Raw genomic sequence first — 22,671 nt, forward strand, 5'->3', positions numbered from 1 at the left:
TCGGACGACGCCCCGGGCCGCTTTTCAATGTCCGGCCGGGCGGACCAGGCCGGTGTCGTAGGCGTAGACGGCTGCCTGGGTGCGGTCGCGCAGGCCGAGCTTGACCAGGATGCGGCTCACATGGGTCTTGACGGTCTGCTCGGCGACGACCAATCGGGTGGCTATCTCGGCGTTGGACAGACCGTGGGCGATGAGGCTCAGGACCTCGGTCTCGCGTTCCGTGAGGGCGCCGACGCGGTCCCTGAGCGGGGCGCGGGGTGCGGAGCTGAGCCGGGAGAACTCGGCGATGAGCCGCTTGGTGATGGTGGGGGCGAGCAGCGCGTCGCCGCCGGCCACCACCCGTACCGCATGGGCGAGTTCCTCGGCGGAGGCGTCCTTGAGGAGGAAGCCGGAGGCACCGGCGCGCAGGGCCTCGTACACGTACTCGTCGAGGTCGAAGGTGGTCAGGACGAGCACTTTCACGGTGGCGTCGGCGGGCGCGGTGATGAGGCGGGTGGCCTCGATGCCGCCGGTGCCGGGCATCCGGATGTCCATCAGGACGACGTCGGGGGCGAGTTCGGCGACTTTGGCGACGGCGTCCTCGCCGTCCACTGCCTGGCCGACGACCTCGATGCCGGGCTCGGCGTCGAGCAGCACGGTGAAGCCCTGACGGACCATCATCTGGTCGTCCACGATGAGGACCCGGATCGTACTGCTCGTCATAGGGCGTCCTTGCGGGTATCGGTGGGAAGGGCGGCGGTCACCTCGTAGCCGCCGTCGGGGGTGGGTCCCGCGGTCAGTTCGCCGCCGAGCATGGCGGCGCGCTCGCGCATGCCGAGCAACCCGTGTCCCGGACCCGGCGAGAGCGGAGCCGAGGCGGGGTCGGCGGGGCGCGTCGGCGGGGTGTTGGCGATCCGGAGGGTGAGCCTCGTGGGGAGATAGCCGGCCTCCACCCGCACCCGTGCCCCCGGCGCGTGCCGCATCGCGTTGCTCAGCGCCTCCTGGACGATGCGGTACGCGGAGAGTTCGACACCCGGTGAGAGCGGGCGGCGTTCTCCCGTGGTTCCCGCCTCGACGGTGAGCCCGGCGGCGCGGACGTTGTCGAGGAGTTCGTCGAGCCGGTCCAGGGTGGGCTGGGGCGTGTGCCGTACGCCGTCGGCGGCCGGGTCCTCCGCGCGCAGGACCCCGAGGACGCGGCGCAGTTCGGTCAGCGCGTCGACGGCGTTCTGGCGGATGCCCGCCAGATTCTCCTTGAGCTCGTCGGACGGGTTCTCGACGAGGTGCGGGGCGACCTGGGCCTGGATGGAGATGACCGACATGTGGTGGGCGACGACGTCGTGCAGCTCGCGGGCGATCCGTCCGCGCTCCTCCAGGAGGGTGCGCCGGGCCCGCTCCTCGGAGGTGAGGACCTCCTGTTCGACGAGCTGCGTCCGCGCCACGCGGCTCATGCGCAGCGAGGCGCCGACCACCGCGGCGACCGCGAAGGCGATGGCGCCGGTCGCGAGGTCCTGGTTGTGGGGGAAGCTCGTGGGCACCGCCGTGTTGGCCGCTCCGGTCAGCACGGTGATCGCGAGGGTGGCGACCGTGACCCGGAGCGGGGCCCGCAGGGCGAGGAGCAGCACGACGAAGGCATGGATCACGACGCCCCAGACGCTCCATGGCCATCCCATGTCGGGTCCTACGGTCGACTCGCCTATCTCGGCGATGAGGAAGAGGGCGACCGTGGAGAGCCACCAGGCCGGCACGGGCCGGCTCAGGGCGAGGACCAGGGCCGCGGCCTGGAAGATGACAAGGAGTTGGACCGGAGCCGTGAGCGTGACCATCGCGTTGGCGTAGGCGCCGAGGTTGAACGCGCCCATGAGGACCGCGAGCAGCACGAGGTGTCCGTGCGGCAGCCACCCGAACCACACGTGGCGGGGCAGCGGGTCGCGGGCCACCGTCCAGAGGTCCTGGCGCAGCACGCGCGGCGCCCGCCGCAGGGCAGCGATCAGCCACTGCCCGTAACTCTCCCCCACCTGTTCCCCCTTGTCCGCGGCGTACAGCCTAGGCACGTCGCATCTCCTCCCTCGCCGCGGGTCGCCGCTCCCGACCTGAGCGGCGACCTGGGCGGCGGCCTGGGCGGCGGCCGCCCTGTTCGTACGTACGGAACGCGGCCACGCACACCAGCAGCGCGAGCGCGAAGAGCGGCAGCCAGGCGAGTCTCGCCAGGACCCAGCCGTACCCGTCGGGCACGGTGTGCAGGCCCGGGAGCGGTCCGTGGCCGAGGAGTCCGCCGGCGAGGAGCCCCGTCACGGTGACGGCCATCATCGCGGTCTGGTGCCAGAGGAAGACGGTCATCGCGCTCAGGTTGAGCAGCGCCACGGCCGCCCAGGCGGCGGGCCGCCGCAGTACCCGGCGCAGCGGGCCGACCAGCAGCAGGGCTCCGCCGCACTGGGCGAGGCCGAAGGTGACGGCGGCGAGCGTGGGCGGGTTGAGGTTGGACACCGGGGCACCGGGCACGCCGACCATGGAGGCGGGGTAGCCCGCGTGGAGGACCAGGAGGGCGGTGGCGGCGGCTCCGCCGAGCAGCAGGAACCAGCCGGTCGTCCGGTCCTTGAGGCCGTGCCGGGACCAGGCCGCGCCCAGGCAGTACGGGACGAGCCAGCCGGCGGCCACGTTGATCCAGCCGAGCGAGTCGAGCCAGGCCGGTCCGTCGAGGCCGAAGCGGATCAGGTCGACGTGGAGGACGACGGCGAGCGGCCACAGCGGATGCACCCGGGCGACGAGGGGGGTCGCCGCCGTCAGCGCGGCGAAGACGAGCAGGAACCAGAGCGGGGAGAGGACGAGTTTGCCCAGCGTGTGCAGGGTCTGCCACGGCACACCGGCGGCGAGCATCGCGAGCGACGCCACGGTCCATACCGCGAGCACGGCGACGACGGGCCGGAAGAGCCGTCCCAGGCGGGCCGCCAGCCAGGGGCGGTAGCCCTCCTGCCGGGCCCGGGCGGCGGCGTGGCTTCTGGCGGCCACGTGCCCGCCGACGAGGAAGAAGACGGCGAGGGTCTGGAACACCCAGGAGACGGGGGTGAATTCGGGCAGGTGGTTCAGGGGGCTGGCGGCGCGGACGGTGCCGCTGTCGGCGACGAGGGCGGTGACGAGCCAGTGGCCGAGCACCACGCCGAGGATGGCGAGGGCGCGCAGGGCGTCGAGGGCGCGGTCGCGGTCCGGCGGGGTGGCGGCCTCGACGCGGCGGACGAGTTCACGCATCGGCCGGGTCCCGTCCGTCGACGATGCGGGCGAGGTTCTTCAGCGGGAGGGAGCCCGGGAGGAGGTAGTCGCTGTGTCCGCCGTCGCCGGCGTCGAAGACGCGGGCGCCGTATTCGGGCGCGAGCGGGTCCGTTCCGAATCCGAGTTCCCCGAAGGGCAGGGGAACGCGGAGATGGGGCACGTGGGCGATCCAGTCGTCCTCGCCGCGCCCGGCCCAGACGGTGGCCGCGGTGTGCAGGTCCGCGGCGCTGTCGGCGCCGGTGCCCGGGCTTCCGTAGAGGACGATGCCGGCGGCGGGGAGCCCGGGGGCCGCCTTGGCACAGACGACGGAGCCGTAGGAGTGGCACAGGAGCGTGAGGCGGGCGGCGGGCTTGGCGGCCGACAGCTCGCCGATGAAGTCCCGCAGTGCGGGCGCCGCCTCGTCGGCCCGCCCGGGGGTGAGGACGGCCGCGCTCGCGGTGGCGGGGGTGCGGTAGCCGAGCCAGGCGAGGACGGCGGCGCGCCCGCCCAACTGCCGCTGGAGAGCGACGGCGCCGTCCCGGAACCGCTTGCTGCCGAGCGCCGTGTCGGAGCCGGGGACGAGGACGGCGATGCGGTCGGCGCGCGCGAGGTCGCCGACGACCTCGACGCTCCGGCCGCCGTCGCGGCCGTCGAAGGAGAGGAAGTGGCGGGTCGGGCCGGCCATGGCGCGCAGGGTGGCGGCCCTCTTCCGGTCGCCGTAGTCGGCTGCGGTCCGTTCGGCGGCGCGGATGGCGTCCCGGTTGGCGGCGTACCGCTCGTCGAGGACCGAGGCCGTGGCCGGGGCGAGGGGGCCGAGCGCGGCCGGCGCGGGTGCCGGGACGGCGGCGGGGCTCGCGGCGCCCGCCGTCGGCACCGCCACCGATGCGGTGACGAGTGCGGCGAGCAGCGTGCGGCGCAGGCGACGGCTGCGCGGGCGGGACGCCATGGTGTGGTCCTTCCGTACCGGACGAGGTGCTTCGTTCCGGTGCCGAACGTATGGATCACGGCCTGTAGTCGGCGTCCCGCCGGAGGGGACAGTCGGCGGGTAGCTCTGAAGTACTACGGGTAGGGGCAAGGCTCCTTCAGGGGCCGCCGGGGCCTCGCCGGGCGGCCGGGAATCCGTGGGTGCGGGCGGCCGTCACGACGATCAGGACGGGGACCAGGAGCAGCAGGACGCTCCAGGGCAGTGCGGCGGCGCCGAGGTGGTCGAGGAGGAGTCCCCCGACGGCGCCGCCTCCTGCCATGGCCGCGTTCCAGAGGCTGACGAGCATGGTCTGGGCGGTGTCCGCCGCCTCGCCGGCGGCGTCGGCGACGGCGGTCTGGAGCAGGGTCGGTGCCCCGCCCCAGCCGAGTCCCCACAGCGTGGCGGCGGCGTGGACGAGCGCGGTGCTGTCGGCGGCCACGGCGAGCGCGCCGGACGCGGCGGCGAACAGGACGGCCCCGGCGAGGGTCAGGGTGCGCAGGCGGCGGTCGATGTGCAGGCCGGTGAACCAGATGCTCAGCAGCGAGGCGCCGCCGAAGACGAGGAGGACGAGTCCGGTGGAGCCGCCCATGCCGAGGTGGTCGAGGAAGGCGGCGACGTAGGTGTAGAGGACGGTGTGGGCGAGGACGAGGACGAGGGTGACGAACAGGACGGGGGCCACGCCGGGGACGGCGAGGGTCCGCCGGATGGGAGCCCTGCCGCCCCTGGGCTGCCCGGGGTGGTCGGGGACGGTGAGCGTGATCCAGGCGAGGAGGACGGCGGCGAGGCCGGTCATGACCAGGAACGTGACCTGCCAGCCGACCGCGGCGCCGAGGAACGTGCCGGCGGGCACGCCGAGCGAGAGCGCGAGCGGAATGCCCGTCATGACGACGGCGATCGCCTTGCCCTGGAGGTGGACGGGCGCCAGTCGGCGGGCGTAACCGGCGAGCAGGGCCCAGGCGAGTCCGGCGGCGACACCGGCCAGGAACCGGGCGGCCATGGTGAGGGGGTAGTGGGTGGAGACGGCGGTGACCGTGTTGGCGAGGGCGAAGCCCGCGACCGCGGTGAGCAGCAGGCGCTTGCGGCGCCAGCCGGCGGTGGCCGCGGTCAGCGGGATCGCGGTGAGGGCGGTCCCGATCGCGTAGATGGTGACGGACTGGCCCATGGCCGCCTCGCCGACGCCGAGGTCGGCGCTCATCGCGGGCAGGACGCCGGCGGGCAGGGTCTCGGTCAGGCTGGTGACGAAGACGGCGGTGGCCAGGGCGAGGAGGGCGGGCAGGGGCAGCTTTCCGGAGGGCTGCCGGTTCCCGGGGCGTACCGAGGAACCGGCCTTCGTGGCCGTGTCGTTGCTCATGCCCGTATGCTGAAACCCTCACATTGATGTGAAGGTCAAGTGAGCACGTGAGGTGGAGGACCCCATGCGCATCGGAGAGCTGTCGGAGCGCACCGGCACCCCGCGCAGACTGCTGCGCTATTACGAGGAGCAGGGACTCATCGTCGCCGATCGCACGCCCAACGGCTACCGCGCCTACGACGAGTCGAACGTGGACCGGGTCCTGCAGATCCGCGGTCTGCTCGACGCGGGGCTGCCGACCCGGATCATCAAGCAGATCCTGCCGTGCCTCGACAAGCCCCGGATCATCCATTTCCCCGACGCCACACCGGAGATGCTCGCCACGCTGGAGAACGAGCGCGACCGGATGACCGAGCGCATCCGGTTCCTGACCCGCAACCGGGACGCGGTGGCCGAGTATCTCGACGCCGTACGCGAGAAGTTGGCCACCGGGTCCGTCAGCGCGGGTTGAACCGTCCTCAGCGCGCGGCCGGTCCGGTCCAGTCGGCGGGCACGTGCGCGAGGCGGACGCGCTGCGGGTGGTCTCCGACGGCGACCGAGGCGACGCGGCGGCCGGTGGCGAAGTCGATCGCCGTCACGCGGTCGGAGCCGCTCTCGGAGATGACGCAGGAGCGGCCGTCGCCGCTGACCGTCGCCCAGTACGGCTTGTCCGCCTCCACCAGCGGGCCCTCCGTCAGGGTCGCGCGGTCGACGACGGTGGCGTAGTCGTCCATGGTGGCGGCGACGCAGAGCCGCTTGCCGTCGGGGCTCATGGACATGCCGTGGTGGCGGGAGTCGTTGACCCAGGTGGTGCGGTCCGGGTCGGTCGCCGGGTTCTCGGGGAGCGTCTTGGCGCGGGTGATGCGGTCGGTGGCGACGTCGTACTCGAGGAAGCCGTTGAAGAACGAGACCTGGAAGTAGAGCGTGGACTCGTCGGGGGTGAAGGCGACGGGCCGGACCGCGTCGGAGAGGTCCTTACGGCCGAAGGCGTCGAGCCGGGCGCGCATGTCGATCACCCGGACCTGCTCGAAGGTCCGCGCGTCGACGACGGTGATGCGGCGATCACCCTTGGTCCAGTCCCAGCCCGGGGCGTCCAGGGCGGTGGTGACCTCGCCGATGGCCATGTTCCACAGATACCGGCCGTCGGCCGTGAAGACGTTCTCGTGCGGCTTGTCGCCGGTGGCGAAGGAGCCGAGCTCCCGGCCTGTGGTGATGTCGAGGACGTGCACCCGGTTGGAGGTGGAGGCCGAGACGGCGACCCGGGTGCCGTCGGGCGAGACGGCCATGTGGTCGGAGCGGAAACCGGACACGGGGAAGCGCCAGTTGAGCGCCCCGGTGCGGAGGTCGATCGAGACGACGTCGGCGAAGCTCGGCCGGCTGACCACCATCGCCGAGCCGTCCGGCGTGGCGTACATGTCGTCGACGAACTGGTCGTGACCCTCGCCGGGGCCCTGCCGGATGCCCAGGAAGTACGCCAGCTTGATCGGGTTGAGCCCGATCTCCCACATGCGGCGTTCGCGGTCGGGGATGACGTTGATGCGGCCGATGCGCGCGAAGTCGCCGGTGGACTCGATGACATCGGCGGTGCCGTCCCAGTTGTTCCCGACGAACATCACCTCGTGCAGCCCCGCCGGCCGCGCGGAGTCGGCGGGCGGCGCGGCGGCCACGGTGCCGCCCCCGGTGACGGTGAGCGCGAGGGCGGCGGCGAGGGAGCCGAGCAGGAGGCGGCGCGCACCACGCGTCCGGAGAGCAGGCATGGGGGTTCCTTCCGGGAGACCGTAGGGCATCAACAGCCCTGTCGGCCAGGGCAACTTACCCGACGGTAAGGAGTTGTCGCGCCCGCGACAAGACTTCGGTACGGGGAAGTCGCCGCGGACCCGGACGTGCCGGCGTCCGCCGTTCCGGTCGAGCGCGAGGGGCGGGCCGAGGCGCTCCCAGGCGCTGTCTGACCCCTGGCCCACCGGGCACCGCTGGGCTCCGTCCGGCCCTGGCCCACCGGGCACCAATAGGCTCCGTCCGGCCCTGGCCCACCGGGCACCGCTGGGCTCGGTCCGGCCCTGGCCCACCGGGCCCCCTCGGTTCCGTCCGGCCATGGCCCCACCGGGCCGCCGCGGTGGCAGGCCGGCGCTATCTCCGCGTCGCGTCCGGGAGGGGCCCCGGTTCGCTCGGTTCGGCGAAGACCGTCGGCACCTTGTTGTCCAGGACCACCCGGCCGAGCAGCTCCGCGAGCCGGTCGCGCTCCGCCGCGTCGAGCCCCGAGGGCAGCAGGTCGATCCGACGGCACGTCTCGGTGTAGAACACGTCGGCCAGCCGCGCGCCCTCTTCCGTGAGCGCCACCCGGACGGCGCGGCCGTCCTCCGGGTCCGGCTCGCGCCGCACGAGACCGCGCTGGGAGGTCCGGTCCACCAGGCCCGTGAGGCTCGACTTCGCGAGGCCCAGCACCGCGCCCAGCTCGCTCATGCCGTAGGGCTGCGGCATGAGCACGCACAGCAGCTGACCCTGCTGCGGCGTCAGGCCGTACTCACGGCCGGACTCGGCGTAGACGGCGTTCACCAGGAACGACGATCGCACCAGCGCGGCGACGACGCCCATCTGCTCACCAACGGTCTTGCCCATTCGGCCAGAATACGGCAGCGGTCCGGCCGCACGGGGCCCTCGGTCGGCGCCGCGCTCGTACCAAGGTCCGCGCCGCTGAGGACCAGGTCTCCCCCGGGGCTCCGCCTTCGGCGCCCGGACCTCGTCGGGGTCGACCCGGCGCAATGGATCGCTGTTCCCGTCAGGGCATGCGGCGGGCTCCCGCCACGATGGCCTCACGGATCCGGTTGTAGGTCCCGCAGCGACAGATGTTGCGGATCTCGTCGAGGTCGGCCTCGTCGATCTCCCGTCCCGCCTCACGGGCCCGGCGGACCTTGGCGACCGCCGTCATGATCTGCCCGGGCTGGCAGTAGCCGCACTGGGCCACGTCGAGGTCGAGCCATGCCTCCTGCATCGGGTGGAGTTCCTTGCCGACGGTGGCGGGCAGGCCCTCGATGGTGGTGATCTCGTCGGTGGGGGCGATGTCCTTGACCGGGACGGAGCAGGGGTTGAACGCCTTGCCGTTGATGTGGCTGGTGCACGCCTGGCAGACGCCGAGCCCGCAGCCGTACTTGGGTCCGGTGACGCCCAGGACGTCCCGGAGCACCCACAGCAGCCGGACGTCGTCCTCGACCTCGGCCGTGACGGCCTTGCCGTTGAGGATGAAGGTGTGTTGCGGCACGGTGACTCCTGGTCCTAGAAGGCGCGGTCGAGGCCGTCGACCGGCGAGGCGGGGATCGGCGGAGTGGTGGGCAGCGGCTCGAATCCGAGCGGCTCGGCGTGGTTGACGGGGAAGGTCGTCGGCATGGCGCCGGCGGCCCTGCCGTACGCGCAGGCGACGGCGGCCATCGCGCCCGCGACGGCCAGCTCGCCCGCACCGCCCGGCCGGTCCGAGGCCGGCGGCATCACGACGATCTCCAGCTCGGGTGGGGTGTTCCACTGGCGGGTGTAGAAGTAGTTGTCCCAGCTCCCCTCCTGGAAGTGCCCGCCCTGGAGGTGCAGGCCGGAGGTGAGGGCGAGGGCGATACCGTCGATGATGCCGCCCATCATCTGGGCCTCCAGGCCCCGCGGGTTGACCGCGAGGCCGACGTCGACCGCGCAGACGACCTTGGTGACGCGCGGACCCGTGTACGCGTCCTCGACCTGCCGTCCGGTGGTCTCGGGTCGGCAGTCGATCTCCGCGAGGACGGCGACGAAGGCGTGGTACTCGGGGTGGATCGCGATCCCCTGGGCCATACCGGCGGGCAGCGACCGGCCCCAGTCGCCCACCTCCGCGACCTTGTCCAGGACGGCGCGGGCCCGCTCGTCCTTGAGGTGCTTGCGGCGGAACTCGTACGCGTCCTTGCCCATGCGCTTCGCCAGTTCGTCGACGACCAGCTCCTGCGCGCACCGGACGTTCGGCGAGTAGATGCCGCGCATGGAGCCGGTGTTGAAGCCCTTGTCGGTCTCGCTGAGCAGCTGGGTGGTGACGCCGAAGTGGTACGGGCTCTGCTGCGTGAGCTGGAAGATCGTCTCGGAGAAGGTGAGGTCGCCCACGGGCAGTTGGGCGGCCGTGGACGTGATGATCTCGCCGAGGCCGTGGCCGAAGTCCGTGGCGACGGAGGTGTGGCGCTGCTCGTAGGTCAGCACCTCGCCGAGCGTGTACGTGGCCCGGACCCGGGAGGTCGACATGGGATGCGTACGGCCCTGGCGGAAGTCGTCGGTCCGGTGCCACATCAGCTTCACGGGCTTGCCCATGGCCCGGGAGATCTCGGCGGCCTCGCGTGCGGCGTCGTGGAAGAGTTTGCGGCCGAACGAGCCGCCGCCCTCGGTGACATGGACCTTCACGGCGGTGGGCAGCAGACCGAGCCCGACGGCGATCTGCTCCTGGGCGACGATGGGCGACTTCACGCTCGCCCAGATCTCGGCCGAGCCCGGCCGCACGTCCGCGATCGCGCAGTTGGTCTCCAGGGCGCTGTTGCTGGAGAAGTGGAAGGTGAAGCGGGCGTCGACCGCTTTGGTGAGGAGTGGCAACGGCGGTACCACGAGCGGGAGTTCGGCGGTCCGGAGCTTGCGCAGGACGGTCGCGTCCGAGTCGCCCTCGGCCGTGCCCGGTCCCCAGGTGACCCGGAGGGCGCGGACGGCGTCGATGCATTGGCCGAACGTACGGCCGCGGACGGCGACGCCGGTGGAGATCCGTACGACATCGGTGATGCCGGGCATGGAGCGGACCTCGTCCAGGTTCTCCACCGCACGGACCGTGCCGTTGATGGTCGGCGGCCTGCAGACCATCGTGGGCAGCGCGTCGGGCACCTGGACGTCCATGGCGAACTTCTTGCGGCCCGTCACGGCCTCCAGGGCGTCGATCCGACGTTGCGCGGTGCCGATGACCTTGAACTCGGAAGGCTTCTTGAGGGCGACGCCGACGGCGGTGTCGGTGTCGGCGGCCGCCTTCACGGCGAGTTCGCCGTAGGTGAGGCTGCGCCCCGTCGTCGAGGAGACGATCGCCCCCGCCTTCGCGGTGAGCGAGCCCACCAGCTCCCCCAGCTCGAGGGCCGCGGCGCGCAGCAGCCGGCCCCTGGCGACGGCCGCGGCGACCCGGATGGGCGTGAAGGTGGAGATGGTGGTGTTGGAGCCGCCGGTGAGCTGGTTGAACAGCAGCTCCGGACGGGCGTCGGCGAGCGTGACCCGCACCTTGTCCAGCGGCAGGTCGAGCTCCTCGGCGATCAGCATCGCGGAGGAGGTGGTGATGCCTTGGCCGACCTCGGCCCGGGGCAGGGCGAAGGAGGCGGTGCCGTCGGGTTCGATCCGGATGGTGATCAGGTTCGCGGTGGGCAGGGCGGCATGCGTGAGCATGTCGTTGAGATCGTAGATCTCGGACGGCCCGGGCAACGAGGGCACCAGGGAGGGAGCGGCGGCCTCCGCCGGGGAGGGCGCCAGGACCGCCTCGCCGAGTTGGGCGGCGACGGTCAGGGTCGGCGCCGCCAGGACGTAGCCGAGGAACCGGCGCCGGCCCATGCCGCCCGGCGCGGTCTCCTCCTGCGGGTGCTGCTGCGCATCGTCGCGCACTGTCATCGGCTGCCCTCTCGACGAACCACGAAGTCGGATGGATCATCGCGCACTTGACGCCCGCTCGGATCCCGGAACGGCACAGGATTCACTCCGGGCACGCCAAGCCCTCACGAGGGGAGGGTCGGAGCCGGGGAATAGCCGGCCCGGACCTGCGGTTCCGGTCTAGCACGGCAGTTCAGCACGGCAGTTCCCCCACCCGCTCGGAAGGACGTTCCATGAAGATCGGCATCATCGGTGCAGGCAACATCGGCGGCAACCTCACCCGGCGCCTCACGACCCTCGGCCACGAGGTGTCCGTGGCGAACTCCCGGGGCCCCGAGACCCTGACGGCACTCGCCGAGGAGACCGGCGCGACCCCCGTCACGGTCGGCGAGGCGGCGCGCGGCGCCGAGATCGTGATCGTGACCATCCCGCTGAAGGCGATCCCGGACCTGCCCTCGGGGCTCCTCGACGACGCGGCGCAGGGCTTCGCCCTCATCGACACGAACAACTACTACCCGCAGCAGCGCGACGGCCGGATCGACGCCATCGAGGACGACGGCCTGACCGAGAGCCGCTGGACCGAGCAGCACCTGGGCCACCCGGTGATCAAGGCCTTCAACGGCACCTACGCCCAGGACATCCTGGACAGGCCCCTCCCGGCCGGGGACCCGGAGCGCGTCGCCCTGCCCGTGGCCGGGGACGACGAGGTCGCCAAGAAGACGGTCCGCGCCCTCATCGACGAGCTGGGGTTCGACACCGTCGACGCGGGCGGCATCGACGACTCCTGGCGCCAGCAGCCCGACACGCCGGTCTACGGCCTCCGGGGCGGAGTCGACGCGGTGACGAAGGCCCTCGCCGAAGCCTCCCCCGAGCGACCCGCGTCGTTCCGCGGCTGACACCGGCGCACTCCGTGTGCGCCTCACCCGCGCCTGCTCGGCGCCTGCGCCGAGGAGGTCGGACGTGGCCATCGGGGCCGCGGTGCGGTCAGTCGGCGTAGGCGGCCGGCGGCGGGCCCTGCGGGTGGGCGCCGAGGTTCGGGGCGAGCCACCTGTCGTACGAGGCCATCCAGGGGCTGCGGGCGCCGCCCTTGCGGTAGTCCTCCAGAACCGCGTTGACCCTGCGGGCCAGGTCCGTGTCGTCCTTGTTCATGGCGACCCCGTACAGCGAGGTGTCCAGACGCGGACCGACCAGCCGGAGGTTGGGGTCCTGGGCGGCCAGCCCGGCGGCGAGGGTGGCGTGGGTGAGGATCGCGTCGACGGTCCCCTGCTGGATCTCTACGAGGCAGTCCAGGTGGCTCGCGGTCTCCACGGCGACGGCTCCGGTCGTGGAGCCGCGCAGCAGGTCGGAGGCCGAGCTGCCCTTGCTGAGGCAGACGCGCTTCCCGCGCAGCTGCGCGTCGAAGCCCTTGATCCCCGAGCCCTCGGGTACGAGGAGTTGATGGCCGGTCTCGAAGTAGACGCTGGAGAACGCGACATCGGCCAGCCGCTCACAGGTGATGCTCATCGTGCGCACGACGACGTCGACCTGGCGGGACTGGAGCCGGGAGATCCGCTGGCTGGGCGGCATGCTGACGAACCGGACCGTGGCCTGCGGACCGAGGATGTCACGGGCGATCGCGCGGACGAGGTCGATGTCGAAGCCGACCGGTTGGCGGGTCTGGGGGTCCCGGGATCCCCAGAGGTGGCTGTTCAGGTCCACCCCCGCGACGAGGTGCCCGCGCTCGCGGATGCGCCGTACGGCCGGGCCGTCCACGCGCGAGGGCCGCGGACTCGCCCGGCGCGGATCGCAGGACGGGGCGCGGGCCGCGGGCGCGGCGACGGGCGGGGCGGCCACGCGCGGAGCGGCGGGCGGAGCGGCGTGCGGACCGGCCGTGACGGCGGCGGCCGGGGCCGCGGCCAGGACCATCGCCGTGAGCAGCAGCCAGAGCACGGTGCGGCCGCCCAGCAGCCGCCTCCCCCGGCGTACCGACTCGGATCCAGCAGTCACAAGCCCCACCCCCGCGCAGCCGACTCCCCACCCCCAAGGCTACGCAGACTGGCCTCAACACGCGCCACTGATCGGAGAGTTGGCAGCGCGTTGGCACAAGCTTCACCGTCCCCGCAGGCCCGACAACGACGGAAGCGACGGAAGCGACTGGAGCGACGGCAACGAAGGCCGTACGAGCTTCCGGCCCACCGCCACGGCCCGGCCCACCGCCACGCCCCCGCCGCCGTCCCGCATCGGACGCACCGCGCGAAGCTGGGCCCGGGACAGCCGGGCGCGCTGGCCGCCGCTGGTGATCAGGGCGTTCACCGGCGTCATCGGGTCCGCGCCCACGCTCCTCGCCAGCAGCATGCCGACGACGAGCGGGAGCACCGCCACCGCAAGTGCGGAGCCGGTGGTGGTGACGTGCTGCATACGGCGGTTGAGCCGGGCGTCCGAGGTCATGACCGTATTCGACCAGCGGAGGCCGGGCCGCGGTATCGGCCGACGTACTCAGTCCGGCCGACCGCACATACTCAGCTCGGGGGTTGTCGGCTGGCCCCGTGGGGAGGCACCCTGGCGATCAAGAAACCGACTGCGGAGGCGCGCTGACTGTGACCTTCATATCCGGCTCGACACCGTCCGTGCTCGTGGTCCAGCACGAGGACGGCACCGGCCCCGGTCTCGTGGGCGACCGTCTCCGGCGGGCCGGACTCCGCCTCCAGGTCGTCCACCCTTGGCAGGGCGACCCCCTGCCCGGCTCGCTGCAGGGGTACGCGGGCTTCGTGGTCCTCGGGGGCGCCGCCAACTGCGAGGACGAGACGGCCATGCCGTGGCTGCCACGGGTCCGCGAGCTCGTTCGGTCCGCGGTGGCCGAGGAGACTCCCCTGCTCGCGATCTGTCTCGGCGGCCAGATCCTCGCGCACGCCCTCGGCGGCGCCGTGGCACCGCGCCCCCATGGCCCGGAGATCGGCGCCGTCCCTCTGCGCCGGTTGCCCGCGGCCGAGACGGACCCCGTCCTCGGCGCGGTCCCCGAGGGCGCGCCGGCGGCGCAGTGGCACTGGGACGAAGTGGTGCGACTGCCGTCGGAAGCGGTGCCGTTGCTCACCGGGGACGACTGTCCGCACCAGGCGTTCCGGGTCGGAACGGCGGCCTGGGGTGTGCAGTTCCACCCCGAAGCGCTGGCCGACTCGCTCACCGAATGGGCGCGCACCGAGGGCCCGCACACCCGGTCGGCCGGTGCCGATCCCGAGGCCGCCGTCACCTCCGTACGCGAGGCGGAGCCCGAACTCCGCGCGGTCTGGGGGGCGATGGCCGACGCGTGGGGCTCCCTGGTCCACGACCGAGCGCGGACCCGTTCCTGACTCCGACTCGTCCCGGCGCGTCCGCTTGGCGGGCCCGGCCCCGTGGGGTTGCCTGGGCGGTCGACCGCACCGTTGAAACGCACACCGAGGAGTCCACGACAGCATGGCCGACTACCGCATCGAGACCGTCCGCACCGGCTACCGCACCTGGATCGCCCGCAACGACCGGGGCGCGGAGGTGCGGATCGGGGCGGCCGACGACGCGGACGCGCAGCCCTCGTTCACCCCGGTCGAACTGCTGCTCGCGGCCATGGGAGGATGCGGCGGCATGGTGGTGGACCGGACGGCGCGCGCCGTGGACCACGACGACCTGCGGATCGTGGTCGAGTCCGCGTCCGGCCCGGACGACGACGGCCGGGTGGGCCGGATCAGGGTCAGTTACGAATTCGAACTGCCGGAGAGCAACCCGCGGGCGGCGGAGGTCTTCGCGCGCGGAGTGCGGCTGACGCACGAGAAGTTCTGCACGGTGAGCCGGACCGTCGAACACGGCGCGACGGTGGAGGCGGTGCTGCCGGACGGGGCGATCGGCTTCCGGGCCGGCTGATCCGCGGACTCCCGCTACTCCTCGATGGCGCCGCCGATCCGGCGCAGATGCCGGCGGAAGGTGTACGACGGGTCCGCCTCCCGCTCGGCGAGGTACTCATCGAACCGGGTCTGCGCGCGCAGCGTCTCGCCGGCCCTGATCCTGCACGCCTGTTCGCGCTCGGTGCGGAAGATCCCGCGGGCGGTCTCGAGGACGGCGTCGACCCGGTCGGCGGCCACGAACAGCACGCCGTCGTCGTCGCCGAAGACCACGTCGGCGGCGCTCACCAGGTGCTCGCCGCACCGTGCGGTGCGCAGGGCTTCCGGCTCGCGTGCGTCCAGGCGGACGGGTCCGGGCGCATGACGCCCGTAGGAGAAGACCGGCAGCGCGATCTCGACGAGGTCGGGGGTGTCGCGGTGCAACCCCCAGACGACGAGGCCGGCGACTCCCGCCGCCTCGGCCTCGAGCACGGCCAGATCCCCGACGCAGGCCTCGTCGCGGCGGCCGGCGTTGTCGACGACGAGCACGTCCCCGGGTTCGGCCCCTCCGAAGGCCTCCAGGAAGACGTCGACGCTGCCGTAGTGCCGGGCAGGCAGCACCCGTCCGGCGAGGCGCTGTCCCGGCACGACGGGGGCGATACCGGCGGGAGCGGCGCGCAGCGGTTCACCGAGCCGGACGCAGGCGTCGGCGATCAGGGGAGTGGAGAGCTCGGCGAAGTCCTTCAGCATCGGTGATGTCCGTTCTCTGACGTGCTGCTCGGTCCGGCGGCCCGGTCGGCCGTCGCGCGATGCTAACGCCGGGGCATCGCGCGGTCCCGGGCCACTTGTACCGAGGTGGCCCGCGCGGCGGGGGCGCGGGACGCAGTAGGTTCGCGCCGGGGACGCGGAGGCCGTCCCGTGGTTCTCGCGGCCTTGCGCCGGGGAGGGGTCCACCGCCGTGATCGTGATCGCGCATCTCAGCGACATCCACATCGACAGCTCGCCGCGCAGCGCGGAACGCACCAGGTCCGTGATGACCTATCTGGAATCGCTCGACGCCGACTTCGACGCGGTCGTGGTGACGGGCGACATCGCCGACCACGGCCTGGAGTCGGAGTACCTCCACGTACGGGAGTTGCTGCGGACCCGGCACCCGCTGCTGGTCTGTCCGGGCAACCACGACCGGCGGGACGTCTTCCGCGAGGTGCTCCTCGGCGACACCGCGACGCGGCCCGGTGCCCCGGTGAACCAGGTGCTGCGCGGGGCGGGGTTCGTGCTCGCCCTGGGCGACTCGTCGGTGCCCGGCAAGGACGAGGGGTTCCTGGAGGAGGAGACCCTGGCCTGGCTGGAGTCCGTACTGGACGACACTCCGGAGGACGTGCCCGTCCTGGTCGGCTTCCACCACCCGCCGACGGCGCTGCACATCCCGTTCGTCGACGGCATCCGCCAGTTCGGGGAGGACCGGCTCGCCGAGCTGGCCGCGCGCAGGCCCGGCATCGTCGCCTTCCTGTGCGGGCACGCGCACACGGCGGCCGCCACCACCTTCGCGGGGCGCCCGCTCCTTGTCGCCCCCGGCGTGATCTCGACGGCAAAGCTCCCCTGGGAGTCGTACGACCGCCCGAGCGGCCATGTGTACCGCGACGAGATGGCTCCGTCGCTCGCCTTCCACGTCCTGGACGACGGGGGCAGGATCACGACCCACTACCGGAGCGTCCCCGTTTAGCGGCGCGGTGGGCGGAGACTCGCGGGGGTGTGGCCGGTTCGCGGCCCGCAGGCGGGAGGCTGCCGTGTCCCTCGACGGAAAACGCGTCCTCGTCCTCACGACGAACTACGGCACGGAGCAGGACGAACTGAAGAAGCCGGTGGAGGCTCTGCGGGAGGCCGGCGCCCGGGTCACCGTGGCGGCGCGGAAGGCCGAGCCCGTGCACACGCTCGTGTCGGACCGGCGGCCCGGTGACGTCGTACGGCCCGACACGACGTACGGCGAGGTGTCGGCGGAACGGTTCGACGCGGTGGTCGTACCGGGCGGCACCGTGAACGCGGACCGCCTGCGGGTGGACCCCACGGCCCAGCGGCTGCTGCAGACGTTCGCGAAGACCGGGAAGACCGTGGCCGCGATCTGCCACGGCCCGTGGCTGCTCGTGGAGAGCGGGCTTGTCCCGGGCAAGGAAGTGACCTCGTACCCCTCGATACGGACGGATCTGGTGAACGCGGGCGGGACGTGGGTGGACCGCGAGGTCGTGGTCGACACGTCCGGCGGATTCCGGCTGATCACCTCACGCAGGCCGGCCGATGTACGGCCCTTCTCGGCGGCGATCATCGAGGCCCTGTCCTGAGTTGCGGGCGGGACCCCGCCCTAGAGCGGGTCCCCGCGCCGAGCTGAGACGACGCGGGGAGGGAAGCCGCGGGGGGAAGCGGGGAGGAAGGCGGCGCAGGAAGCCCGCCGGACCGGTCAGGCGAGCCAGATCTCGCGGACCTGACGCAGCGGGTCCCGTTCGACGCGCGGCTCGGTGTCCCAGACCATCGTGGCGCGGTCCCGGGCCGTGTAGCGAGGCCAGGACTCACCCGGGTCCTGGTCCCGTACGAAGGCGACCCAGGCGCGGTGCATCGCGTCGGCGAGCGCGCGCGGCGGCGCGTCACCGGCGGCCGCCGTGACGCCCTCGGCGTCCAGAAGGTCGAAGGCGTACGGCAGGTCGAGGCAGTGGAAGGCCATCGCGTTGACCGGCGACTCCCACACGAACTCGTAGAGCCAGGTGGGCCGTTCGCGAGCGGCGCGGGCATCGGCCACGGCCAGGGACGGCGCACGGAAGGTGGCGTCGGTCAGCGCCTGGCCGAAGAGGCGGTCGGGGCCGGCCGCCGCGTAGGCCTTGGTGAAGGACTCCACCCGGTCCGACGCCAGGCCGACGGTGCCGAGGAGGACCGGCACGGGCGGGCCGTCGGGCCCGGGGGCGGGGATGGCGTTGAACTCGTGCGCCGTGAAGCCCAGCATCAGCGGGACGTCGGCGCCTGCGGCGCCGTCCGTCAGCGCCTCGAGGACCGGTTCCGGGATCAGCTCGCCGTCCGCGAAGGGCCCGAGGGACAGCAGCGGCGGCAGCCCTTCGCGGTCCGGGCCCGGCTCGCCCAGCTTGTCCTGGAGGTCGAGCAGTTCGTCGTCGTCGAGGTCGCGCAGCGCGGCGGCCGTGGCGGGTACGCCGGTACGGGCCGTGAACAGGCGGGCGGCGGCGCGGGCGACCTCGGGGCCGTCCGGCCGCATCACCGCACCGGAGACGGAGAGCGCGCCGCGGAACAGGCCACGGGCCGCGGGGACGGCGAGCAGGGTCAGGACGGCGCCTCCGCCCGCCGACTGGCCGGCGACGGTGACCTTGGCCGGATCGCCGCCGAAGCGGGCGATGTTGTCGCGGACCCACTCCAGAGCGGCGATCCAGTCACGGACGCCGCGGTTGTCGGGCGCGTCCGCCAGGTGCAGGAAGCCCTCGATGCCGAGCCGGTAGCCGAGGGAGACCAGGACGACGCCGTCCCGGTTGAAGGCGGACCCGTCGTACCAGGGGCTGGCGGCCGAGCCGGCGACGTAGCCGCCGCCGTGGATCCAGACGAGGACGGGCAGCCCCGCCTCGGGGTCGGCGGCGGGGGTGAAGACGTTGAGGTTGAGCACGCCGGCGCCGGGGAGGGACGGCTCGGGGATGGTGGTGACCTCGGCGAACGGACGGCGCTGGGCGGTGGGCCCGTACGCGGTGGTGTCGAGGGGCTCGGTCCAGGGTTCCGGGGGCACGGGGGCGGCGAAGCGGAGGTCGCCGACGGGCGGCTGGGCATAGGGGATGCCGAGGAAGCGGACGCTGCCGTCGGCGCGGCGCTCGCCACGGACCGGGCCGCGGGTGGTGGTGACGAGGGGCGCGGTGGTGCGAGGCATGCGGGGGCTCCTGCGGGATCACTTGACGCTCTTGGTGGGCCCACAGCGTCTGGCCGGGAACCAATTACGTCAACGCTGGAAGTAAGAAAGTGACACGTGTCACTTGCACGTGTAACCATATAGGTCGCCGGGGAGGATCGGCCCGGGGTGTCCGCCTCCTCGACCTCCTCCCCGGCAGACTCCGCCGCGGTACGCCGCCACAACCTGGCCGCGCGCTGACGGACGCGGCGGGCCTCACGGAGGTGCGCGAACGGGAGGGCACGGACGCGGCCCCCGACGCGCTCGGGCGGGAGCTGGCCCAGGGCGGGGAGCGGGCCCGTGCGGCGCTGGACGCGGCCGGGGAGGTCCTTGGAGCGGCCGTCCTCTCCGTCACGAGCCTGCTCGACGTGGACGAGGTCGTGCTCGGCGGCTGTCTCGCGGACTGGCACCCCTGGTTGGAGCGCGGCATCGCCGCCCGCCTGGCCGGGAGGCGGGCCCTCACGGCGGGGGCCACGTCCGTGCCGGTTCCGGTGCCCGGGGCGCTCGGGCGGGACGCGGTGCCGGCCGGTGCGGTGACTCTCGCACAGGACGGCGTTCTTGACGATCCGTCCGTGGTTCCCCGGTCCGGGGAGGGGTATCGCTCCCCCGAACTCGGGTAGACCGCGTACGAACGGCTCGGCGGGAGGGGGCGGCGGCATGGAAGCGTCGACGGTGGTCGGGATCCTGGTGGTGGCCGCCGGCGCGGCCCTGATGGCGGCGGGCGTCGCCCGGAGGGGTCGGGCGGTACGCCCGCTGCATCCCGCTCGGGCCCGCGCCGCCACCGAGCGCGCCCATTCCCGCGTCCTGCTCCGCGCGGCCGGTTTGGCGATCGCCTCGGCCCGCGACGCGGCGGGCCACGGGGAACCGGCCGTCGTCACCGTAGAGGACGTGCTGCGCTTGGCGGCCGAACGCTTCGGCCACACCGAGGTACGACGCGCCGACGCGGCGGCGGCCCTCCGCCTCCAGTACGAACGGGCGTCCTGCGCCGCGTACTGCGTGACGGACGCGTACGGCTGACACGGCACAGTCCCGCGTGCTCGGCGGCACCACAGCTCGCACGTCACTGCACAAGCCGTGGTGCCGTCGGGGTGCGGCCCCAGTACTGGCGCATGGTCCTGCGCAGAGCGGCCCGGCCACGACGGAGCCGCATCGTCCCCTAGTCCGTCTCCGGTGGGACCGGGGTGGCCTGGTGGTAGTACAGCTGCCAGCCGGTACCGGTGTCGGTTCGGCGCCAGAGGGAGCTGCGGCGGGCTCGATGGCCGTCGATGACGGTTTCGTAGGTCAGGTGGACCAGGCCGGGGGCCAGGAGCGTGCCCGTCATCGCCGTGGGCTCGTAGCGCGGGCCGTCCTCCGTGCCGCCGAGCATGTCCGGGAGCGCGGCGAGCATCTCCTCGTACGTCCAGCGGCGGCCGGAGGACCCGACCTCGACGAACTCGGGGTCGAGGAGTTCGCGGGCGAGTGCGCGGGAGGTGCGGACCGAGGGCTCCATGAGCCGGAGTTCCGCCGCGATGGCCTCGGCGACCTCGTCCGGCGCCCTCACAGGGCGATCCAGTAGCGCCGCTTGCGGCCGAGCTCCGTCACGCGGACGTCCTCCAGGACCCCGCCGTTGCGCTCGATCGTGCGCGCCGAGGCGACGTTGTCCTCGTCGCACGTCAGAAGGAGGCGATCGAGGCCGAGGGCGCGGGCCTCCGGGAGGACCTCGCCCAGCGCCCAGGTGGCGAGGCCGCGGCGGCGGGCCGAGGGGCGGACGCTGTAACCGATGTGCCCGCCGGCGCGCAGCAGGAAGTCGTTGAGGCCGTGGCGCAGGTCGATCGCGCCCGCGTACGCGCCGTCCTCGACGATCCACCAGTGCGTGGCGTGCACCCAGCCCTCCGCGAGCGGCCGCGTCCGGTCGGACTGTGCCCGCAGTCTCCCCACCCAGGCGGCGAAGACCTCCGGACTCGCGAGGGCGTCTCCTTCTGCGAGCCTCATCCCGGCACCGTCCTGGTGGGCGCCGGGGCTCCACTCGGCGTGTGCCTCGAGCCAGGAGGTGTGGAGTTGTGCGGTGGGGGCGACCAGTTCGGGCATACGGGGGACGATAACAGGCCAACGGACCTGTTGATCAGGGCATTTGCTCCACCTGTCGGGCGACCCCCGCTACTCCCCCGTGACGCCGTCGATGCGCTCGCGCAGCAGGTCCGCGTGACCGTTGTGACGGGCGTACTCCTCGATCATGTGGGCGAGGACGTAGCGCAGGGAGTACGCCTCCCCGCCGATGTGTCCGCGCACATCGAGGGAGTCCGCCGCGTCCACGACGGCGCGCGCCCGGGCGCATTCGTCGCGCCACACCGCGAACGCCTCCGCGACACCGGCCTCGTCGAGGCCGTCGACCTCGAAGTCCGCCCACTCCGTCGAGCCCGGTGGCGTCCAAGGGCTGCGGCTCTTCTCGCCGTTGACGACATTGCGGAACCAGCCGCGTTCGACCTCGGCCGCGTGCCGCACCAGGCCCACGAGGGAGAGTCCGGACGGAGCGATCGCACGTTGCTTCAGCTGCTCGGCGGTCAGCCCCGCGCACTTCATCTCCAGGGTGTCGCGCTGGAACTGGAGCATCGCGGTGAGCGTGGCGCGCTCATCGGCGGTACGGGGTGGCTGAATGCGGCGATCTTCGTTCATCGGGTCATCGTGCCAGCGGGCACGGACTGCGGTCCCGGCAATTTCCCGGCCCTGCCGGCGGTCCCGCCGACGTACCCCGCCGACGCCGCGGTCCCGCCCCGTGTGGTTCCCTCAACCGCCCTGGCGTACGGCGTATTCGCCGAAGCCCATCCAGTCCAGGGCCACGCAGGCCTCGTCGCCGAGGACCCAGGCGTCGTGCCCTGGAGGAACGGCGAAGAAGTCGCCGGGGCCCACCTCGATCGAGTCGCCGTCGTTCATGACGATCTTCATCCGGCCGCTGACGACATAGCCGACATGGTCCGCCTGACAGCTGTCCGTTCCGGCGATGGGCTTGACGTGCTGGGACCACTTCCAGCCCGGCTCGAAGACGGCCCGGCCGACCGGACCACGGTCCGTGTTGACCAGGTCCAGCCTGCCCTTGCCACCCTCGAAGGGACGGGTCTCATCTGCGGAGTCGAAGCTCCTGGACACGATTCCGGTCATGTTCGTCCGCCTCCCGGCGGTGAGACGTGCCAGCCCCCGAGTCCTCTTCCAGGCTACGCCGGAGGGTTCGGCCGGACCCTTCGCCACTGCCCCGTTGCCCCATTGCCCGCCCCGATGATCACGGGCTAGCGTGGTCATATGACTGCGCAGCCTTCGAGAGGAGCCGCTGTGGCCGTCGAGCTCAATCACACCATCGTCTTCGCCCGCGACAAGCGGGTCTCCGCCGAGTTCCTGGCCGAGGTGCTCGGCTTGGAGGTCGGCGCGCCCTTCGGGCCGTTCCTGCCGGTGGAGACCGGCAACGGAGTCGCCCTCGACTTCTACGAGTCGGCCGACGCCTCGTTCACCCCTCAGCACTACGCGTTCCTCGTGTCCGACGAGGAGTTCGACACGATGATCGCCCGGCTCGAGCGGATGCGGGTCACGTACTACCCGGACCCGAGCCACACCGAGGCGGGTGAGGTCAACCATCTGTTCGGCGGCCGGGGCGCGTACTTCGCCGACCCCGACGGCCACAACATGGAGATCATGACCCACCCGTACAGCAGGGGCTGACCGGCGGCCCGGGGTCGCGCATATCGATACGACGTCATGCGTGGCTCTTCAGGGAATGTTCATTCGGCGATCACTTCTTTGGTGGTTCTCCGCATATCCGTGGCGTCAT

General features: G+C 72.8%; 26 protein-coding genes. 9 read left to right on the top strand and 17 right to left on the bottom strand.

Annotated elements, in window-relative coordinates:
• Positions 1–24: 24 nt before the first annotated feature.
• The 5 genes from ACFV9D_RS33350 to ACFV9D_RS33370 all read right to left on the bottom strand — a co-directional run bounded on the left by ACFV9D_RS33350 (position 25) and on the right by ACFV9D_RS33370 (position 5,537).
• Positions 25–702 carry a response regulator gene (locus ACFV9D_RS33350; protein ID WP_385154756.1) on the bottom strand — a complete coding sequence of 226 codons (678 nt, stop codon included), beginning with the start codon at positions 700–702 and terminating at the stop codon, positions 25–27.
• Positions 699–2,021, bottom strand: a complete 1,323-nt coding sequence (locus tag ACFV9D_RS33355) for a sensor histidine kinase (RefSeq protein WP_385154879.1) — start codon at positions 2,019–2,021, stop codon at positions 699–701. Before ACFV9D_RS33355 ends, ACFV9D_RS33350 begins: the two co-directional genes overlap by 4 nt.
• Position 2,022: 1 nt before the next feature.
• Complete coding sequence (locus tag ACFV9D_RS33360; RefSeq protein WP_385154759.1) at positions 2,023–3,222, bottom strand: acyltransferase; 1,200 nt, start codon at positions 3,220–3,222, stop codon at positions 2,023–2,025.
• The gene (locus ACFV9D_RS33365; RefSeq protein ID WP_385154761.1) at positions 3,215–4,168 is read right to left on the bottom strand and encodes an alpha/beta hydrolase; all 954 of its coding nucleotides are present in this window, start codon (positions 4,166–4,168) and stop codon (positions 3,215–3,217) included. Before ACFV9D_RS33365 ends, ACFV9D_RS33360 begins: the two co-directional genes overlap by 8 nt.
• Before the next feature lie 136 nt (positions 4,169–4,304).
• Positions 4,305–5,537 (bottom strand): MFS transporter, encoded by a 1,233-nt coding sequence (locus ACFV9D_RS33370; protein ID WP_385154764.1) that lies wholly within the window; start codon positions 5,535–5,537, stop codon positions 4,305–4,307.
• Between the two features lie 64 nt (positions 5,538–5,601).
• Here ACFV9D_RS33370 and ACFV9D_RS33375 point away from each other — a divergent pair, with 64 nt between their 5' ends.
• The gene (locus ACFV9D_RS33375; RefSeq protein WP_385154767.1) at positions 5,602–5,988 is read left to right on the top strand and encodes a MerR family transcriptional regulator; all 387 of its coding nucleotides are present in this window, start codon (positions 5,602–5,604) and stop codon (positions 5,986–5,988) included.
• A gap of 7 nt (positions 5,989–5,995) precedes the next feature.
• Here the strand turns inward: ACFV9D_RS33375 and ACFV9D_RS33380 are convergent, their stop codons facing one another.
• The 4 genes from ACFV9D_RS33380 to ACFV9D_RS33395 form a co-directional block, all read right to left on the bottom strand.
• Positions 5,996–7,273, bottom strand: a complete 1,278-nt coding sequence (locus ACFV9D_RS33380; RefSeq protein WP_385154770.1) for a YncE family protein — start codon at positions 7,271–7,273, stop codon at positions 5,996–5,998.
• Positions 7,274–7,643: 370 nt separating this feature from the next.
• A complete protein-coding gene (locus ACFV9D_RS33385) occupies positions 7,644–8,108 on the bottom strand; it encodes a MarR family winged helix-turn-helix transcriptional regulator (RefSeq protein WP_385154882.1) in 465 nt (154 codons plus the stop codon).
• A 184-nt stretch (positions 8,109–8,292) separates the two neighbouring features.
• Entirely contained in the window at positions 8,293–8,772 is a 480-nt protein-coding gene (locus tag ACFV9D_RS33390) for a (2Fe-2S)-binding protein (RefSeq protein WP_385154773.1), read from the bottom strand.
• Positions 8,773–8,786: 14 nt separating this feature from the next.
• Positions 8,787–11,144, bottom strand: a complete 2,358-nt coding sequence (locus tag ACFV9D_RS33395) for a molybdopterin cofactor-binding domain-containing protein (protein WP_385154776.1) — start codon at positions 11,142–11,144, stop codon at positions 8,787–8,789.
• Between the two features lie 47 nt (positions 11,145–11,191).
• Between ACFV9D_RS33395 and ACFV9D_RS33400 the strand changes: the two genes are divergently transcribed.
• The gene (locus tag ACFV9D_RS33400; protein ID WP_385154778.1) at positions 11,192–12,019 is read left to right on the top strand and encodes an NADPH-dependent F420 reductase; all 828 of its coding nucleotides are present in this window, start codon (positions 11,192–11,194) and stop codon (positions 12,017–12,019) included.
• Between the two features lie 88 nt (positions 12,020–12,107).
• Here ACFV9D_RS33400 and ACFV9D_RS33405 read toward each other — a convergent pair whose 3' ends face one another.
• Positions 12,108–13,109, bottom strand: coding sequence for a glutamate ABC transporter substrate-binding protein (locus tag ACFV9D_RS33405; protein ID WP_385154781.1), 1,002 nt, complete (start codon positions 13,107–13,109; stop codon positions 12,108–12,110).
• A gap of 102 nt (positions 13,110–13,211) precedes the next feature.
• A complete protein-coding gene (locus ACFV9D_RS33410; RefSeq protein ID WP_385154784.1) occupies positions 13,212–13,550 on the bottom strand; it encodes a hypothetical protein in 339 nt (112 codons plus the stop codon).
• Positions 13,551–13,699: 149 nt separating this feature from the next.
• Here ACFV9D_RS33410 and ACFV9D_RS33415 point away from each other — a divergent pair, with 149 nt between their 5' ends.
• On the top strand, positions 13,700–14,449 hold the full coding sequence (locus ACFV9D_RS33415; RefSeq protein ID WP_385154787.1) for a type 1 glutamine amidotransferase: 750 nt from the start codon (positions 13,700–13,702) through the stop codon (positions 14,447–14,449).
• A 103-nt stretch (positions 14,450–14,552) separates the two neighbouring features.
• Positions 14,553–14,993 (top strand): OsmC family protein, encoded by a 441-nt coding sequence (locus ACFV9D_RS33420; protein ID WP_385154790.1) that lies wholly within the window; start codon positions 14,553–14,555, stop codon positions 14,991–14,993.
• Positions 14,994–15,007: 14 nt separating this feature from the next.
• On the opposite strand, the gene ACFV9D_RS33425 is transcribed toward ACFV9D_RS33420, so the two are convergent.
• Positions 15,008–15,700 carry an RraA family protein gene (locus ACFV9D_RS33425; protein ID WP_385154793.1) on the bottom strand — a complete coding sequence of 231 codons (693 nt, stop codon included), beginning with the start codon at positions 15,698–15,700 and terminating at the stop codon, positions 15,008–15,010.
• A 208-nt stretch (positions 15,701–15,908) separates the two neighbouring features.
• Here ACFV9D_RS33425 and ACFV9D_RS33430 point away from each other — a divergent pair, with 208 nt between their 5' ends.
• Positions 15,909–16,673 (top strand): metallophosphoesterase, encoded by a 765-nt coding sequence (locus ACFV9D_RS33430; protein ID WP_385154796.1) that lies wholly within the window; start codon positions 15,909–15,911, stop codon positions 16,671–16,673.
• 64 nt (positions 16,674–16,737) lie between these two features.
• The gene (locus tag ACFV9D_RS33435; protein ID WP_385154799.1) at positions 16,738–17,286 is read left to right on the top strand and encodes a DJ-1/PfpI/YhbO family deglycase/protease; all 549 of its coding nucleotides are present in this window, start codon (positions 16,738–16,740) and stop codon (positions 17,284–17,286) included.
• A gap of 116 nt (positions 17,287–17,402) precedes the next feature.
• Here the strand turns inward: ACFV9D_RS33435 and ACFV9D_RS33440 are convergent, their stop codons facing one another.
• On the bottom strand, positions 17,403–18,857 hold the full coding sequence (locus tag ACFV9D_RS33440) for a carboxylesterase/lipase family protein (protein WP_385154802.1): 1,455 nt from the start codon (positions 18,855–18,857) through the stop codon (positions 17,403–17,405).
• Between the two features lie 242 nt (positions 18,858–19,099).
• Between ACFV9D_RS33440 and ACFV9D_RS33445 the strand changes: the two genes are divergently transcribed.
• Positions 19,100–19,495 carry a hypothetical protein gene (locus tag ACFV9D_RS33445; protein ID WP_385154805.1) on the top strand — a complete coding sequence of 132 codons (396 nt, stop codon included), beginning with the start codon at positions 19,100–19,102 and terminating at the stop codon, positions 19,493–19,495.
• Positions 19,496–19,532: 37 nt separating this feature from the next.
• Positions 19,533–19,892: a hypothetical protein gene (locus tag ACFV9D_RS33450; RefSeq protein WP_385154808.1), complete on the top strand. Its 360-nt coding sequence runs from the start codon at positions 19,533–19,535 to the stop codon at positions 19,890–19,892.
• A 139-nt stretch (positions 19,893–20,031) separates the two neighbouring features.
• Here ACFV9D_RS33450 and ACFV9D_RS33455 read toward each other — a convergent pair whose 3' ends face one another.
• From ACFV9D_RS33455 to ACFV9D_RS33470, 4 genes are all read right to left on the bottom strand, one after another.
• Entirely contained in the window at positions 20,032–20,415 is a 384-nt protein-coding gene (locus ACFV9D_RS33455) for a DUF4440 domain-containing protein (protein ID WP_385154811.1), read from the bottom strand.
• Positions 20,412–20,942 carry a GNAT family N-acetyltransferase gene (locus ACFV9D_RS33460; protein ID WP_385154814.1) on the bottom strand — a complete coding sequence of 177 codons (531 nt, stop codon included), beginning with the start codon at positions 20,940–20,942 and terminating at the stop codon, positions 20,412–20,414. Before ACFV9D_RS33460 ends, ACFV9D_RS33455 begins: the two co-directional genes overlap by 4 nt.
• A 69-nt stretch (positions 20,943–21,011) precedes the next feature.
• Positions 21,012–21,527 carry a DinB family protein gene (locus tag ACFV9D_RS33465; protein WP_385154817.1) on the bottom strand — a complete coding sequence of 172 codons (516 nt, stop codon included), beginning with the start codon at positions 21,525–21,527 and terminating at the stop codon, positions 21,012–21,014.
• A 111-nt stretch (positions 21,528–21,638) separates the two neighbouring features.
• The gene (locus tag ACFV9D_RS33470) at positions 21,639–22,010 is read right to left on the bottom strand and encodes a cupin domain-containing protein (protein ID WP_385154820.1); all 372 of its coding nucleotides are present in this window, start codon (positions 22,008–22,010) and stop codon (positions 21,639–21,641) included.
• 138 nt (positions 22,011–22,148) lie between these two features.
• Between ACFV9D_RS33470 and ACFV9D_RS33475 the strand changes: the two genes are divergently transcribed.
• Positions 22,149–22,562 (top strand): VOC family protein, encoded by a 414-nt coding sequence (locus ACFV9D_RS33475; RefSeq protein ID WP_385154823.1) that lies wholly within the window; start codon positions 22,149–22,151, stop codon positions 22,560–22,562.
• Positions 22,563–22,671: the final 109 nt, after the last annotated feature.

Source organism: Streptomyces sp. NPDC059875 (genome assembly GCF_042731085.1).
Lineage (GTDB): Bacteria > Actinomycetota > Actinomycetes > Streptomycetales > Streptomycetaceae > Streptomyces.

What these genes read in the sequence shown, in the direction of transcription:
- ACFV9D_RS33350 (WP_385154756.1), bottom strand. Translation starts at nt 702, where the DNA reads ATGACGAGCAGTACGATCCGGGTCCTCATCGTGGACGACCAGATGATG.
- ACFV9D_RS33360 (WP_385154759.1), bottom strand. Translation starts at nt 3,222, where the DNA reads ATGCGTGAACTCGTCCGCCGCGTCGAGGCCGCCACCCCGCCGGACCGC.
- ACFV9D_RS33365 (WP_385154761.1), bottom strand. Translation starts at nt 4,168, where the DNA reads ATGGCGTCCCGCCCGCGCAGCCGTCGCCTGCGCCGCACGCTGCTCGCC.
- ACFV9D_RS33370 (WP_385154764.1), bottom strand. Translation starts at nt 5,537, where the DNA reads ATGAGCAACGACACGGCCACGAAGGCCGGTTCCTCGGTACGCCCCGGG.
- ACFV9D_RS33375 (WP_385154767.1), top strand. Translation starts at nt 5,602, where the DNA reads ATGCGCATCGGAGAGCTGTCGGAGCGCACCGGCACCCCGCGCAGACTG.
- ACFV9D_RS33380 (WP_385154770.1), bottom strand. Translation starts at nt 7,273, where the DNA reads ATGCCTGCTCTCCGGACGCGTGGTGCGCGCCGCCTCCTGCTCGGCTCC.
- ACFV9D_RS33385 (WP_385154882.1), bottom strand. Translation starts at nt 8,108, where the DNA reads ATGGGCGTCGTCGCCGCGCTGGTGCGATCGTCGTTCCTGGTGAACGCC.
- ACFV9D_RS33395 (WP_385154776.1), bottom strand. Translation starts at nt 11,144, where the DNA reads ATGACAGTGCGCGACGATGCGCAGCAGCACCCGCAGGAGGAGACCGCG.
- ACFV9D_RS33410 (WP_385154784.1), bottom strand. Translation starts at nt 13,550, where the DNA reads ATGACCTCGGACGCCCGGCTCAACCGCCGTATGCAGCACGTCACCACC.
- ACFV9D_RS33420 (WP_385154790.1), top strand. Translation starts at nt 14,553, where the DNA reads ATGGCCGACTACCGCATCGAGACCGTCCGCACCGGCTACCGCACCTGG.
- ACFV9D_RS33425 (WP_385154793.1), bottom strand. Translation starts at nt 15,700, where the DNA reads ATGCTGAAGGACTTCGCCGAGCTCTCCACTCCCCTGATCGCCGACGCC.
- ACFV9D_RS33440 (WP_385154802.1), bottom strand. Translation starts at nt 18,857, where the DNA reads ATGCCTCGCACCACCGCGCCCCTCGTCACCACCACCCGCGGCCCGGTC.
- ACFV9D_RS33450 (WP_385154808.1), top strand. Translation starts at nt 19,533, where the DNA reads ATGGAAGCGTCGACGGTGGTCGGGATCCTGGTGGTGGCCGCCGGCGCG.
- ACFV9D_RS33460 (WP_385154814.1), bottom strand. Translation starts at nt 20,942, where the DNA reads ATGCCCGAACTGGTCGCCCCCACCGCACAACTCCACACCTCCTGGCTC.
- ACFV9D_RS33465 (WP_385154817.1), bottom strand. Translation starts at nt 21,527, where the DNA reads ATGAACGAAGATCGCCGCATTCAGCCACCCCGTACCGCCGATGAGCGC.
- ACFV9D_RS33470 (WP_385154820.1), bottom strand. Translation starts at nt 22,010, where the DNA reads ATGACCGGAATCGTGTCCAGGAGCTTCGACTCCGCAGATGAGACCCGT.
- ACFV9D_RS33475 (WP_385154823.1), top strand. Translation starts at nt 22,149, where the DNA reads ATGACTGCGCAGCCTTCGAGAGGAGCCGCTGTGGCCGTCGAGCTCAAT.